This is a genomic window from Enterobacter cloacae complex sp. SHL018, from assembly GCF_049237905.1.
Taxonomy (GTDB): Bacteria; Pseudomonadota; Gammaproteobacteria; order Enterobacterales; family Enterobacteriaceae; genus Enterobacter; species Enterobacter hormaechei_C.
The window spans coordinates 1,689,222-1,703,154 of the sequence record NZ_JBMKJE010000001.1; the positions used below are offsets into that span (position 1 = coordinate 1,689,222).

10 protein-coding genes and 1 pseudogene are annotated in these 13,933 nt (G+C 56.5%); 5 read left to right on the plus strand and 6 right to left on the minus strand.

Annotation, left to right across the window (positions count from 1 at the left end):
* Positions 1-399 precede the first annotated feature (399 nt).
* On the plus strand, positions 400-2,082 hold the full coding sequence (locus ACOTY5_RS08165; protein WP_017384307.1) for an alpha,alpha-trehalase: 1,683 nt from the start codon (positions 400-402) through the stop codon (positions 2,080-2,082).
* A 90-nt stretch (positions 2,083-2,172) separates the two neighbouring features.
* On the opposite strand, the gene ACOTY5_RS08170 is transcribed toward ACOTY5_RS08165, so the two are convergent.
* Positions 2,173-4,275, minus strand: a complete 2,103-nt coding sequence (locus ACOTY5_RS08170; protein WP_045142101.1) for a TonB-dependent siderophore receptor — start codon at positions 4,273-4,275, stop codon at positions 2,173-2,175.
* Positions 4,276-4,435: 160 nt separating this feature from the next.
* Between ACOTY5_RS08170 and ycgR the strand changes: the two genes are divergently transcribed.
* Positions 4,436-5,167: a flagellar brake protein YcgR gene (gene ycgR, locus ACOTY5_RS08175; RefSeq protein WP_017384309.1), complete on the plus strand. Its 732-nt coding sequence runs from the start codon at positions 4,436-4,438 to the stop codon at positions 5,165-5,167.
* A 37-nt stretch (positions 5,168-5,204) separates the two neighbouring features.
* On the opposite strand, the gene emtA is transcribed toward ycgR, so the two are convergent.
* Positions 5,205-5,816: a membrane-bound lytic murein transglycosylase EmtA gene (gene emtA / locus ACOTY5_RS08180; RefSeq protein ID WP_017384310.1), complete on the minus strand. Its 612-nt coding sequence runs from the start codon at positions 5,814-5,816 to the stop codon at positions 5,205-5,207.
* 107 nt (positions 5,817-5,923) lie between these two features.
* On the opposite strand from emtA, the gene ldcA reads away from it, so the two are divergent.
* Together ldcA and ACOTY5_RS08190 are read left to right on the plus strand one after the other, a co-directional pair.
* Positions 5,924-6,838, plus strand: a complete 915-nt coding sequence (gene ldcA, locus ACOTY5_RS08185) for a muramoyltetrapeptide carboxypeptidase (RefSeq protein WP_032648575.1) — start codon at positions 5,924-5,926, stop codon at positions 6,836-6,838.
* Positions 6,839-6,935: 97 nt separating this feature from the next.
* On the plus strand, positions 6,936-8,669 hold the full coding sequence (locus ACOTY5_RS08190) for a potassium/proton antiporter (RefSeq protein ID WP_017384312.1): 1,734 nt from the start codon (positions 6,936-6,938) through the stop codon (positions 8,667-8,669).
* Here the strand turns inward: ACOTY5_RS08190 and ACOTY5_RS08195 are convergent.
* The 3 genes and pseudogenes from ACOTY5_RS08195 to ACOTY5_RS08205 all read right to left on the minus strand — a co-directional run.
* Positions 8,604-8,756 (minus strand): annotated as a pseudogene (locus ACOTY5_RS08195) (hypothetical protein); the annotation flags it as partial. The gene ACOTY5_RS08190 and the pseudogene ACOTY5_RS08195 overlap by 66 nt on opposite strands.
* 7 nt (positions 8,757-8,763) lie before the next feature.
* Positions 8,764-9,834: a catabolic alanine racemase DadX gene (gene dadX / locus ACOTY5_RS08200; protein ID WP_015570318.1), complete on the minus strand. Its 1,071-nt coding sequence runs from the start codon at positions 9,832-9,834 to the stop codon at positions 8,764-8,766.
* 9 nt (positions 9,835-9,843) lie between these two features.
* Positions 9,844-11,142, minus strand: a complete 1,299-nt coding sequence (locus ACOTY5_RS08205) for a D-amino acid dehydrogenase (protein WP_015570317.1) — start codon at positions 11,140-11,142, stop codon at positions 9,844-9,846.
* Between the two features lie 321 nt (positions 11,143-11,463).
* On the opposite strand from ACOTY5_RS08205, the gene ACOTY5_RS08210 reads away from it, so the two are divergent.
* Entirely contained in the window at positions 11,464-12,996 is a 1,533-nt protein-coding gene (locus ACOTY5_RS08210; protein WP_017384314.1) for a SpoVR family protein, read from the plus strand.
* A 109-nt stretch (positions 12,997-13,105) separates the two neighbouring features.
* Here the strand turns inward: ACOTY5_RS08210 and fadR are convergent, their stop codons facing one another.
* Entirely contained in the window at positions 13,106-13,825 is a 720-nt protein-coding gene (fadR, locus tag ACOTY5_RS08215; protein ID WP_015570315.1) for a fatty acid metabolism transcriptional regulator FadR, read from the minus strand.
* Between the last annotated feature and the right edge of the window lie 108 nt (positions 13,826-13,933).

Consider the following 13,933-nt stretch of genomic DNA (forward strand, 5'->3'; position numbering starts at 1 on the left):
TGGGCCACTCTATTTCGTCTAAATGCTTTTCGGCAGGCTATTATGTTTTTTGTTATGTCGGTTATGTTTTTTACTTTGTGTGACCTTCACGGAAAGTTATTCGCGGAATGTAATAAAGAAACACAATCCCGCTCACAGAATTAAAAAAGGTTGCAACCCATAAGCCTGGTCAATATTCATGGCGTGCCCTGACAGGATATTTAATTAAAATCATTCCCCAAAAAACATTCCCCGAGTAAATAGTTTTCGGCGCGCTTCTCACGTCCGGGCGCGGCGGTAAATTGTCTGGTAATGCGCAAAATGGGATATCTAACACGCGAAGCGGGCAATATTCGTCTAAGGTTTTCAGGTGATTGACGACAGCGGTGACGCTGCCCAGCGACGAATGGAGATGAACCGATGATAAAAACTCGAATGCTACGCCCTGGCTTGTTACACCTTACGTTGGCAGGCGCCCTACTCGGTGTTACCGCATTTGGTTATGCTGAAGACCAGCCAACGAGCCAGCAAAGCTCACCTGATATTCTCCTTGGCCCCCTCTTTAATGAAGTACAGAGTGCCAAACTGTTCCCGGATCAGAAAACCTTCGCGGATGCCGTTCCCAAAAGCGACCCGCTAACCATCCTGGCGGATTACCGGATGCAGCATACCCAGTCCGGTTTTGACCTGCGCCACTTCGTAGAGATGAACTTTATCCTGCCGAAGGAAGGTGAGAAATACGTTCCCCCTGAAGGCCAGAGCCTGCGCGAACACATAGACGATCTGTGGCCTGTACTGACCCGCACCACTGACAAAGCGAACAAATGGGACTCCCTCCTGCCCCTGCCAAAGCCCTATGTCGTGCCGGGAGGACGCTTCCGCGAAGTCTATTACTGGGACAGCTATTTCACCATGCTGGGGCTGGCCGAGAGCGGCCACTGGGATAAGATCGGCGACATGGTGGACAACTTCGCTTACGAGCTTGATACCTGGGGCCATATCCCTAACGGTAACCGCAGCTACTACCTGAGCCGCTCTCAGCCGCCGTTCTTCTCGCTGATGGTGGAATTGCTGGACACGCATGACAGCGACGCGTTGAAGAAATACCGTCCGCAGATGGAGAAAGAGTACGCTTACTGGATGGAGGGGGCTGATGGGCTCCAGCCTGGTCAGGCGAACAAACGCGTGGTGAAGCTGGATGACGGCTCGATCCTCAACCGCTACTGGGACGATCGGGACACGCCGCGCCCTGAGTCGTGGCTGGATGACGTGACCACCGCCAAAAATAACCCTAACCGTCCGGCCACCGAGATTTACCGCGATCTGCGCTCTGCCGCGGCCTCGGGGTGGGATTTCAGCTCCCGCTGGATGGACGATCCACAGAAGCTGGGTACCATCCGCACCACCAGCATCGTGCCGGTGGATCTGAATGCGCTGATGTTTAAGATGGAAAAACTGCTGGCCCGCGCCAGTCAGGAAGACGGCGATAACGCCAGTGCAAGTAAATATGACGCGCTGGCCTCCGCACGTCAGAAAGCCATGGAAAGCCACCTGTGGAACGATAAAGAGGGCTGGTATGCGGATTACGATCTGAAAACCGGGAAGGTGCGTAATCAGCTGACGGCCGCAGCCCTCTTCCCGCTGTATGTGAAGGCCGCATCACAGGATCGCGCCGATAAAGTGGCCGCAGCCGCGTCGTCACGCCTGCTGAAACCGGGCGGTATTTCTACCACCACCATCAACAGCGGGCAGCAGTGGGATGCGCCGAACGGCTGGGCGCCGTTGCAGTGGGTAGCGGTGGAAGGGTTGCAGAACTATGGTCAGCAGAAAGTGGCGATGGACGTAACCTGGCGTTTCCTGAAAAACGTTCAGCATACCTACGATCGCGAGAAGAAACTGGTTGAGAAGTACGATGTCTCTTCGACCGGTACCGGCGGTGGCGGCGGTGAGTATCCGTTGCAGGACGGTTTCGGCTGGAGTAACGGCGTGACGCTCAGGATGCTGGACATGGTCTGCCCGAAAGAGAAGCCGTGCGACAGCGTACCGGAGAATCAGCCTGCGGCAAACGATGATGTTGCACCTGCGAAACAGGCGGCGCAGTAGCGCCCCTCACCCTGCCCCTCTCCCCGGTGGGGCGAGGGGATGGTTCCGTGCAATAGATTGGCCCGGTAGCGAAGCGCCACCGGGCTTTTTTCAGAAGCTGTAACTCGCCCCGACCTGGAACGTGCGGTCGCGGCCTATCCAGCAGTTGGTCGCGTCATAACAGGTGAGCGTCTCTTTGTTGGTGACGTTCTGCGCGCTCGCTTTCAGCGTCAGCCCCTCCAGCGATGGCGCCAGCTCGCCCATGCGGTAAGATGCCGCCAGATCGTATTGCGTCGTACCGCCCAGCTTGCCTGCGTCGTTGGCTGGCGAGATCTCCATCGGCCCGGTGTAGCGTGCCCCTGCCCCCAGCGTTAACCCTCTCAGCGGTGTGCTGTCAAAGGTGTAATCTCCCCACAGATTAAAGGCGTTCTCAGGGACCTGCGTCGGTCGTTTGCCCTGGTACTTGTCATCTTCGGTATTGATGGCGTGGGTGTAGGCATAGTTGGCAATCAGCGTCAGGTTATCCGTTGGACGACTCATAGCGGAAAGCTCCGCACCTTTCGATTCCACTTCCCCGGTCTGGCGATAGTTGAGGAAGCCCGGATCGCTGGTCACCACATTTTTCTGACGAATGTTAAACACCGAGGCGGTGAAGGTGGTTGCGTAATCCGCCAGCAGGTATTTCACCCCACCCTCCACCTGCTTGCTGGTGGTGGGCTTAACGTCTTTCGCGGTCAACGTGCCCTGCGGCGATACCGGGGCGAACCCTTCCGAATAGCTGATAAACGGCGAGAGACCATTGTCAAAGGCATAAAGCGCGCCCAGTCGCTTAGTGAGGCGATCCTGCGATACCCAGGCTTTGTCACCGTTTTGCAGATAGTTGGTGGTGACAGAACGGTAGTCGTCATAGCGCAGGCTGGCCAGCACGTTCAGCCCGCCAAACGCAATCTGATCCTGGAGGTAATAGCCATTCTGCTGATAGCTGAGACGGTTTTTCTGCGCGGTTTCAAGCCCCAGCGCATCGTTATCGATCTGCGAGTGATCCGGATTACGCATATCGATACCCGGTGTGGACGAGGCGTAACGATAATGGAAGTGAGAGTTCAGCTTCTGGTAGTCAAAGCCCGCCAGCAGATGATGTTTCCAGTCCCCCAGCGCGACGGTTCGGGTGACCTGGTTATCAATGTTGAAGCTCTGTAAATCTTCATCCGTGGTATAGGCGAAGCGGTTAAGCTGGTAGACCTCGCTGCCCGTCCCGGTTGAATAGGCGCTGCGCTGGTGGGTGTCCACGTCAAAGTAGCGCGCTTTCTGGCTAAAGCCCCAGCCACTGTCAAACTCATGTTCAAAGCTGTAGCCCAGCATCCACTGACGCTGCTTAAAGCCGCTCCACTCATCCCCGGCATAGTCACGACGATCGGCGTATTTAGACCGTAGATAGCTTAGCGGCATCGGATCAGACGGCGTCAGGCTCGGCGTATTTTGCGCCAGCGCGTCAATGGTCAGGCGCGTTTTGTCATCCGGCTGCCAGGTCACGGAGGGGGCCACCAGATAGTTTTCATAGCGCGTGGTGTGCGCCTGTTCGTCACTCTCTGTCGCTTTACCCAGCAGGCGATAGTTCCAGTCGCTGGTCGCAATCTGCCCCGTGGAGTCCAGGTACCCCTCTTTCAGATTGCGGTTTCCGGTGTTAAAGCCCAGTTCTGTTTTCGCCTCTTTCTGCGGCTTTTTACTCTGAATATTGACCAGCCCGCCCGGGGAGCCACCGCCATACAGCACGGATGACGGCCCCTTCAGGATATCGACGCTCTCAATCAGCAGCGGATCGATTCGCGCTTTAGTGTTCCCGGTGACGTTATAGGGAAGTTGCAGGCCGTTGTAGAACTCCTGCTCGACGTTGAACCCGCGGATTTTGTACTCGCTCATGTAAGAGGTGCTCCCGCGCACCTCCGTGGAAACGCCCGGCGCATAGCGCAGGATCTCGTTTACCGAACTGGCGTGCCGCTGCTCAATCTCTTTAGCGGCGATGGTGTTGATCACCTGGGGCGTTTTACTTTCCGCGACGGCTGATTTCGTGGCGCTGTTGGTCCAGGCAGGGAGCGCGCTGCCCTGCTCTGTACCGGTCACCACGATGGTGGGTTCTTCTGCAAAAGCCTGTGTTTGCAATGCCAGCGTGACGGCGCCTGCCAACGCGCATAACGCAAAACGTGAGGTGCTCATAGTGTCGTCTTGTTATTAGATGGTATTGGGAACGCCAATTATTATCATTTCCATTAGCAAATCAATATCGGCGGAGAAAAACAGATCGTTTGTATTAAGTTTCATGCCAGCGTGCCGATAACCCAGAGACAGTCTGTCATCTATCGAGGAGCCATCTGGCGTGAGTAGCTACAGTGAGCAGTTCCTGAAACAAAATCCGCTGGCTGTATTAGGGGTATTACGCGACCTGAAAAAGGGCGAGGTGCCGCTGCGCATCAACTGGTCAACCAGCCAGTTTATCAGTAAGATCCTGGACGTGACGGCAGAACACCTGATCGTGGATCTGGGTAGCCAGAGCGAAGAAAACCGTGCCGCGCTCCAGGCAGAAAACCTCTCGGTGATGGCCGAAACGCAGGGGGCTAAAGTCGAGTTTATACTGCCCCGCCTGACCACGATCGCGTACCAGGGTTTGCCTGCGTTTATCGCTCCCCTGCCCGCTAACCTCTGGTTCGTGCAACGCCGCGAGTTTTTTCGCATCAGCGCCCCGCTTCACCCGGCCTATTTCTGTAAGGCAAAAATGCCGGACAAAAAAGAGATCCGCTTTCGTCTCTTCGACCTGTCACTGGGCGGGATGGGCGCGTTAATGGATACGCCGAAGCCGGAAGGACTGGTGGAAGGCATGCGTTTTAGTCAGATTGAGCTGGATATGGGCGGATGGGGACGCTTCTGGTTTGACGCCCAGCTGATTGCCATCAGCGAGCGCAAGGTGGTGGACAGCAAAAACGAAACCATTACCACGCCGCGACTGAGCTTTCGCTTTCTGAATGTCGGGCCAGGCGCCGAACGCGAACTACAGCGCATCATCTTCTCACTGGAGCGTGAAGCGCGGGAACGCGCGAATAAAGTGCGCTGAAAGGCGTCGGGCAGCGTGCAGCCGCCCGACAAAGGCGTTACATGGCGTCCATCGCTTTCTGTACTTTCCAGATATAACGTGGAGCCTGTGCTGACGGATGATTCTTCACAACGTGCTCGAAGAATTCATCTTTATCCATATCGTTAATCTCTTCTATCGCCTCTTTGCGATCGGATGAGAAGGTTCGGAGCAGCGCGCCGGCTCCGTTAACGTACGACACCACCAGCGCATATTGCATCACTTCCGGATCGTCAATCCCCTTCAGAATGCCATGCTCGAGAATGCTCAGGTAAGCGGTTCCCATAGAGATATTACGTTCCGGGTTTTTCAGCTCGCTGGTGGATGGCTGTCCCTTCCAGCCCATGTAGCGATAGACCTCTCTTCCCGCCGTCGAGGCTTTTAATTGCATCAGCCCCACCGCATTCGATTTACTCACCAGCGTCGGGTTGCCACCGGACTCCACGGCAATGATCGCCGTGATCAGACGCGGGCTCACGCCCCAGGCCTTCCCGGCTTGTTCGCTGATCGGCATCCACTGCATGGCCCGCTTTACCGGCACTTCAGGGTTCCAGGGGGGATTTTGATAATCATGTTTTGAACTACAGCCAGCGAGCAGCACAATCAAAAAAGCAAACCATCTCAATTTCACGTCATCTATCCTTATAGCCGGTCATCGCGGTACGTCGCCCCTTGAAGCAGGCGGCGTATAAGCGGCATGATATAGACAATTAGATTCTCATTCAGCAAGGAATTGCCATGCCTCAGTTTCATCTCATCGCACCGTCAGGCTACTGCATCAACCAGGAGGCGGCACAGCGGGGCGTTCAGCGCCTGCTGGAAATGGGCCATCAGGTAGAAAATCAGACAATTATCCCCCGCCGCATGCAGCGTTTTGCTGGTACGGAGGCGCAGAGACTGAGCGATATCAACAGCCTGGCGACGCTGGAAGGTGAAAACACTATTGTGCTGGCCGTGCGCGGCGGCTATGGCGCAAGCCGGCTGCTGGAGAGCATCGACTGGGCCGGGCTGGCCGCGCGCCAGCAGCAGGATCCGCTGTTAATCTGCGGACACAGCGATTTCACGGCGATCCAGCTCGGCCTGCTGGCGTTGCATAACGTCATTACCTTTAGCGGCCCGATGCTGGCCGGCAACTTTGGTGCGCCGGAGCTGGATGCATTTACGCAGGACCATTTCTGGCGCGCCCTGCAAAACCCGACGTTCACCGTCGAGTGGCAAGGCAATGGACCGCACTGGGAATGTGAAGGACAGCTGTGGGGCGGCAACCTCGCGATGCTGGTGTCGCTGATTGGAACGCCGTGGCTGCCGCAGATCACGGACGGCATACTGGTGCTGGAAGATATCAACGAACACCCGTTCCGCGTCGAACGTATGCTGTTGCAGCTGTATCACGCCGGGATCCTGGATCGGCAGTCGGCCATTGTGCTGGGCAGTTTTAGTGGTTCAGCCCCCAACGATTACGATGCGGGCTATTCCCTGGAGACGATGATTGATTTCATTCGTTCCCGGCTGGATATCCCGGTGATCGCCGGTCTGGATTTCGGCCATGAGCAGCAAACCGTTACGCTGCCACTGGGTGCCCAGGCGCACCTTGTACACGATAATTCAGGCAGTCGGTTAACAATCAGCGGTCATCCGGTCTTAAAGGCATAAAAAAGCCGTTATTCCCCCTCAATAAAACGCAGTTAACGTTGTTATTATGTTAGGGTTTTAATAACAGCGTTCACATTGAGGTGGGAGTAAGACGACATTGGGTGCCACAGCGATAATCAGTCTCTTCATTCTGGGTTCCATCCTGGTAACCTTTAGCATTTTATTAAGTTCATTTTCATCGCGTCTTGGCATACCTATTCTTGTCATTTTCCTGGCTATCGGCATGCTTGCCGGGATCGACGGTATCGGCGGTATCCCCTTCGATAATTACCCTTTCGCCTATATGGTGAGTAACCTCGCGCTGGCGGTGATTCTGCTGGACGGCGGAATGCGCACCCAGGCAAGTTCGTTTCGCGTTGCCTTAGGCCCGGCGCTGTCTCTGGCGACCGTCGGCGTGCTGATCACCTCCGGCCTGACCGGCATGATGGCGGCCTGGCTGTTTAACCTCGATATAATGGAAGGCCTGCTGATTGGCGCGATTGTCGGCTCTACCGATGCGGCGGCGGTTTTCTCACTGCTCGGCGGCAAGGGGCTGAACGAACGCGTTGGCTCCACGCTTGAGATTGAATCCGGCAGTAACGATCCGATGGCGGTGTTCCTGACCATTACCCTGATTGAGATGATCCAGCAGCACGAAACCGGCCTGAGCTGGATGTTCGCCTGGCACATCCTCCAGCAGTTTGGCCTCGGGATTATTATTGGTCTCGGCGGCGGTTACCTGTTACAGCATACGATTAACCGTATTACGCTGCCTTCCGGCCTTTACCCGCTGCTGGCCCTGAGCGGTGGGATCCTGATCTTTGCCGTCACCACCGCGCTGGACGGCAGCGGTATTCTGGCGGTTTACCTTTGCGGTTTCCTGTTGGGCAACCGACCGATTCGCAACCGTCACGCCATCTTGCAGAACTTCGACGGTCTGGCCTGGCTGGCGCAGATCGCCATGTTCCTGGTGCTGGGCCTGCTGGTGACGCCGTCGGACCTGCTGCCTATCGCCGTGCCGGCGCTGCTTTTGTCGGCCTGGATGATCTTCTTCGCCCGTCCGCTGTCGGTGTTTGCCGGGCTGCTGCCGTTCCGCGGGTTTAACCTGCGTGAGCGGATATTTATCAGTTGGGTGGGGCTGCGCGGCGCGGTGCCGATTATTCTGGCCGTGTTCCCGATGATGGCCGGGCTGGACAACGCCCGTCTGTTCTTCAACGTCGCCTTCTTCGTGGTGCTGGTGTCGCTGCTGTTCCAGGGGACGTCGCTGGGCTGGGCGGCGAAAAAAGCCAAAGTGGTGGTACCGCCCATTGGCTGGCCGGTCTCCCGCGTGGGGCTGGATATTCACCCTGAGAATCCCTGGGAACAGTTTGTCTACCAGCTAAGCGCCGATAAGTGGTGCGTGGGCGCGTCCCTGCGCGATCTGCATATGCCCGCTGAAACGCGCATTGCCGCCCTGTTCCGGGATAACGCCCTGCTTCACCCGACCGGCAGCACGCGGCTGCGTGAGAACGATATCCTCTGCGTGATTGGCCGCGAGCGCGACCTGCCGGCCCTCGGCAAGCTGTTCAGCCAGTCGCCCCCGGTGGCGCTGGATCAGCGTTTCTTCGGCGATTTTATCCTCGAAGCCAGCGCCCGCTTTGCGGATGTGGCGCTGATTTATGGCCTGGAAGGTGGACTGGAGAATCGCGATAACCAGCAAACCCTGGGTGAGATTATTCAGCAATTATTAGGGGCTGCGCCGGTCGTCGGTGACCAGGTGGAGTTTGCCGGGATGATCTGGACGGTAGCGGAGAAAGAAGATAACGCGGTGCGCAAAGTCGGCGTAAGGCCGATGGAGGAGGAGGCGGAGTAGCTGCTTTTTTGCCGGGTGGCGGCTTCGCCTTACCCGGCCTACAAAACCCCGAACGTAGGCCGGGTAAGCGCTAGCGCCACCCGGCACACACAAGTTACACCGTCACAACAGGCACTCTTGGCGCCAGAGCGCACATCAGTTCATACCCGACGGTGCCCGCCGCAGCGGCCACATCATCAATTTTAACCTCGTTGCCCCACAGCTCAACCGGCGATCCGATGCCCGCCTGGGGACACGGCGTCAAATCGATGGCCAGCATGTCCATGGAGACGGTACCTACCGTGCCGGTGCGCACGCCATCGACCCACACCGGCGTGCCGCTCGGGGCGATGCGCGGATAACCATCTGCATAGCCCCCCGCCACGATACCGATGCGCTGTTCACCTGCTGCCCGATAGCGGCTGCCATAGCCCACCGTATCGCCCGCTTTAAGGGTTTGCACGCCGATAATCTCGCTTCGTAACGTCATCACCGGCTTCAGGCCGCTGTTGGCAATATCCTGCCACTGACCTGAGGGTGACGCGCCGTACAAAACGATCCCTGGACGTACCCAGTTGTAGTGCGCCTCGGGATGCCAGAGCGTTGCCGCTGAGTTCGACAGCGAGCGCGGACAGTCCAGACCTTCTGCCGCCTGCTCAATGCGGACCATGGCATCGGCAATGCCGTCCGGCTTTTCCGCATCGGCGAAGTGCGCCATCAGCGTCATCTCACCGACGTTTTTCAGCGCACGAAGCTGCTGCCAGACCGTATGCACCCGTTCAGGCTGGAAGCCCAGACGGTTCATCCCGCTGTTCACTTTGAGATAGAGATCCAGCGGGGCATGCAGCTTCGCGTCCTGGATGGCCTTGATCTGCCAGTTACTGTGAACGCTGGTCGTCAGGCGGTACTTATCCAGCAGAGGCAGATCCTGCGCATGAAAGAATCCTTCCAGCAGCAGGATCGGTCCTTTCCAGCCGCGCTCGCGCAGCAGGATGGCCTCTTCCAGATTCAGCAAGGCAAAACCATCGGTGCCGCCGAGCGCACTCCAGATACGGTCGATACCATGACCGTAGGCGTTGGCTTTCACCACCGACCAGACACGAGAACCCGGCGCAGCACGGCGAACAATTTGCAGGTTATCCTTCAGCGCCTGCAAATCCAGCTGGGCCAGAATGGGACGGGACATGACGACTCCTTAATTATGCGCGCCGTGCAGGTGTTGTGGACGCGATGGGGTAAACCCTGATTGATAGCGTGCGGCGCTCAAATCGTCAAACGGAATTGCCGGCGTCCTTCCGGAGATCAGGTCGCTCAGCAGCTGGCCCGAACCGCAGGCCATGGTCCAGCCAAGCGTGCCGTGGCCGGTGTTAGTCCACAGATTTTTGTATGGTGTACGGCCCACAATCGGCGTGCCGTCCGGGGTCATTGGGCGCAGGCCGGTCCAGAACGTCGCCTGCTCAATGAAGCCGCCGCGCGGGAAGAGATCGCCCACGACCATCTCCAGCGTTTCACGACGCGGTTTGAGCAGCTCGGTATTGAAGCCCACGATTTCCGCCATGCCCCCGACGCGGATCCGGTTATCGAAGCGGGTGATGGCGATTTTGTAGGTTTCATCAAGAATGGTCGAGACCGGCGCGCCGCTGTCCTCTTTCACAGGAATGGTCAGGGAGTAGCCTTTCAGCGGATAGACCGGGATATCCAGGATGCCTTTCAGCATCGCGGTTGAGTAGGAGCCAAACGCCATCACGTAGGCATCGGCTTTAATTACCTCTTCCCCACACTTCACGCCGTAAATCTTCTCCCCTTCCGACAGCAGTTTGTCGACAGAAGTATTGAAGCGGAATTTCACCCCGGCCTGCTCACACATGCGCGCCAGACGCTGGGTGAAAAGCTGGCAGTCGCCGGTTTCATCGTTCGGTAAACGCAGACCGCCCGTCAGCTTGTGCGCGACCTCGGCAAGCGCTGGCTCCACCTGCGCCAGCTGGCTGGCTTCCAGCAGCTGATACGGTACGCCAGCATCTTCAAGCACGGCGATATCGCGGGTCGCGTTTTCGTACTGTTGCGCGGTACGGAACAGCTGAAGCGTGCCGCCCTGACGCCCTTCATATTCAATGCCCGTTGAGGCACGCAGCGCCTTCAGGCAGTCGCGGCTGTATTCCGCCAGCCGCACCATACGCCCCTTGTTTTCCATATAGTGGCGGGTGTCGCAGTTGCGCAGCATCTGCCACATCCATTTAAGCTGGAACTGCGTGCCGTCAAGACTTATCGCCAACGGCGCATGTCGCTGAAACATCCATTTGATCGCCTTCAGCGGAACGCCCGGGGCCGCCCACGGCGCAGCGTAGCCCGGAGAGATTTGCCCCGCATTCGCCGCACTGGTTTCCAGCGCCGGACCGGATTCGCGATCGATAACGGTAACCTCATGTCCCGCCTGACTCAAATACCAGGCGCTGGTTACGCCAACGACACCACTTCCCAGTATGACAACACGCATAGCCACTCCATTATGAGCAAAAGAACAATCATCTAATTACAGATTGATAACCTAGTTGAAAATATTATTCAACATATGACTTTTTTATGGTGACTCAACTCACATATCCCGCTGTATCAGGGGATGGCGCTTATTTGGGATCTCCTGCTGCGCGTTATTTTTAACCAGTAGAAAATTCTGTGAGCACCGCTTTATTTGCCGTATCGAAAACGCGAAATCGCAAAGAAAAAATTTCTGCGCCCCGCGTATTTGAATGGGGTGATCTATGCTTGAAAGGAGGCTCTCCAGTCAGAGAGAGCGACCAACAACGAGGGCGCGCTAATGGCTACACTAGATTCCATGTCCAGGGACAGCACCCGTCTGAGCGATGGACCCGACTGGACCTTCGAGTTGCTGGATGTCTACCTGGCGGAGATCGACCGGGTGGCCAAACTCTATCGTCTGGATACCTATCCCCATCAGATTGAAGTCATCACCTCGGAACAGATGATGGACGCTTACTCCAGCGTCGGGATGCCAATTAACTATCCGCACTGGTCGTTTGGCAAAAAATTCATTGAAACAGAGCGGCTGTATAAGCACGGGCAGCAGGGACTGGCGTATGAAATCGTCATTAACTCTAACCCGTGTATTGCCTATCTGATGGAGGAGAACACCATTACCATGCAGGCGCTGGTGATGGCGCACGCCTGCTATGGACATAACTCGTTCTTCAAAAATAACTATCTGTTCCGCAGCTGGACGGACGCCAGCTCCATCGTCGATTACCTGATCTTCGCCCGCAAATACATTACCGACTGCGAAGAGCGCTACGGCGTGGACGAGGTGGAGAAGCTGCTGGACTCCTGCCACGCGCTGATGAACTACGGCGTTGATCGTTATAAGCGTCCGCAGAAGATCTCATTGCAGGAAGAGAAAGCCCGGCAGAAGAGCCGCGAGGAGTATCTGCAAAGCCAGGTGAATATGCTGTGGCGCACCCTGCCGAAACGTGAAGAGGAGAAAACCGTCGCCGAGGCGCGTCGCTACCCTTCCGAGCCGCAGGAAAACCTGCTCTACTTTATGGAGAAAAACGCCCCACTGCTGGAGCCGTGGCAGCGTGAGATCCTGCGCATCGTGCGCAAGGTGAGCCAGTATTTCTATCCGCAGAAGCAGACCCAGGTGATGAACGAAGGCTGGGCGACCTTCTGGCACTACACCATTCTTAACCACCTGTACGACGAAGGAAAAGTCACCGAGCGGTTTATGATGGAGTTTCTGCACAGCCACACCAACGTGGTATTCCAGCCGGCATATAACAGCCCGTGGTACAGCGGCATTAACCCGTACGCGCTCGGCTTTGCCATGTTCCAGGATATCAAGCGTATTTGTCAGTCGCCCACCGAAGAGGACAAATACTGGTTCCCGGATATTGCCGGTTCCGACTGGCTGGAAACGCTGCACTTCGCGATGCGTGATTTTAAGGATGAGAGCTTTATCAGCCAGTTCATGTCGCCGAAGATCATGCGTGATTTCCGCTTCTTCACCGTACTGGATGATGACCGCAACAACTACCTGGAGATCTCCGCGATCCACAACGAAGAGGGCTATCGCGAGATCCGCTCGCGCCTGTCATCCCAGTACAACCTGAGTAATCTTGAACCGAACATTCAGGTCTGGAACGTGGATCTGCGCGGCGACCGCTCCCTGACGTTGCGCTATATTCCGCACAACCGCGCGCCGCTGGACAAGGGGCGTAAGGAAGTGCTGAAGCATGTGCATCGCCTGTGGGGATTTGACGTGTTGCTGGAGCAGCAGAACGAAGATGGCAGCGTGGAGCTGCTGGACCGGTGTCCGGCGCGGTTGAATACGCTGTAGTTTGTTGCCGGGTGGCGGCTACGCCTTACCCGGCCTACGGGTTTTGTAGGCCCGGTAAGCAAAGCGCCACCGGGCGAAAAAAAACCTCTCAATCGAGAGGTTTTTTATTTTAGCGACTCTGAATCGCTAAATCACCCGGCAGCGTTTTCTGCATCCGATGCCAGATTTCACCGGAGTCGTGGCCGTAACGACGCACCGTTTCATAGACCTGATCGTGCAGCCCTTCGGTGCAGAGTTTGCTCAGTTTATGGTAGAAGCCGAGCGCCAGGCTGCGGGCTTCAGGGTTAGCAAAATAGTGACGACCAATGCGCGTATATAACCCTTTCATTCCATTCAGGATCAGACCGTAAACCGGATTGCCGGAAGCAAACGCCAGACCGCGGAACACATTGTAATCCAGGGTCGCAAAGGCATCCGCGTGGTCTTCCACCTCATTAGCGGTGGCAAGCACTTTCAGCGCATCTTCAGGATGCTGACGAAACGCGGTGCGGATAAAAATGGTGGCGATGTTGGTGCGCACGGAAAGCAGATTATCAATCAGCTGCGGTACGCTTTCGTGGTCGAGACGCGCCAGCGTTTCCAGAATGTTCAGCCCGGACGTTTCCCAGAAGTTGTTCACCTTAGTGGGTTTGCCATGCTGTATCGTCAACCAGCCATCGCGCGCCAGACGCTGGAGCACTTCTCGCAGCGTGGTACGGGTGACGCCAATCAGTTCAGAGAGTTCGCGTTCAGCAGGTAGAATTGATCCCGCAGGGAAACGATTATTCCAGATGCTTTCAATGATGTACTCTTCCGCGAAACCCGCCGGGCTCTGCGCCTTAATGACCATAGTGAGATTTCCATTACACAGCTTTAGCAAATTGCACTCATCATACCAGAGGCGCGCAGAGGCAGATAGCGCAGCAGAGACAGAAAAGAGGGATCGCCGTTTCATTTT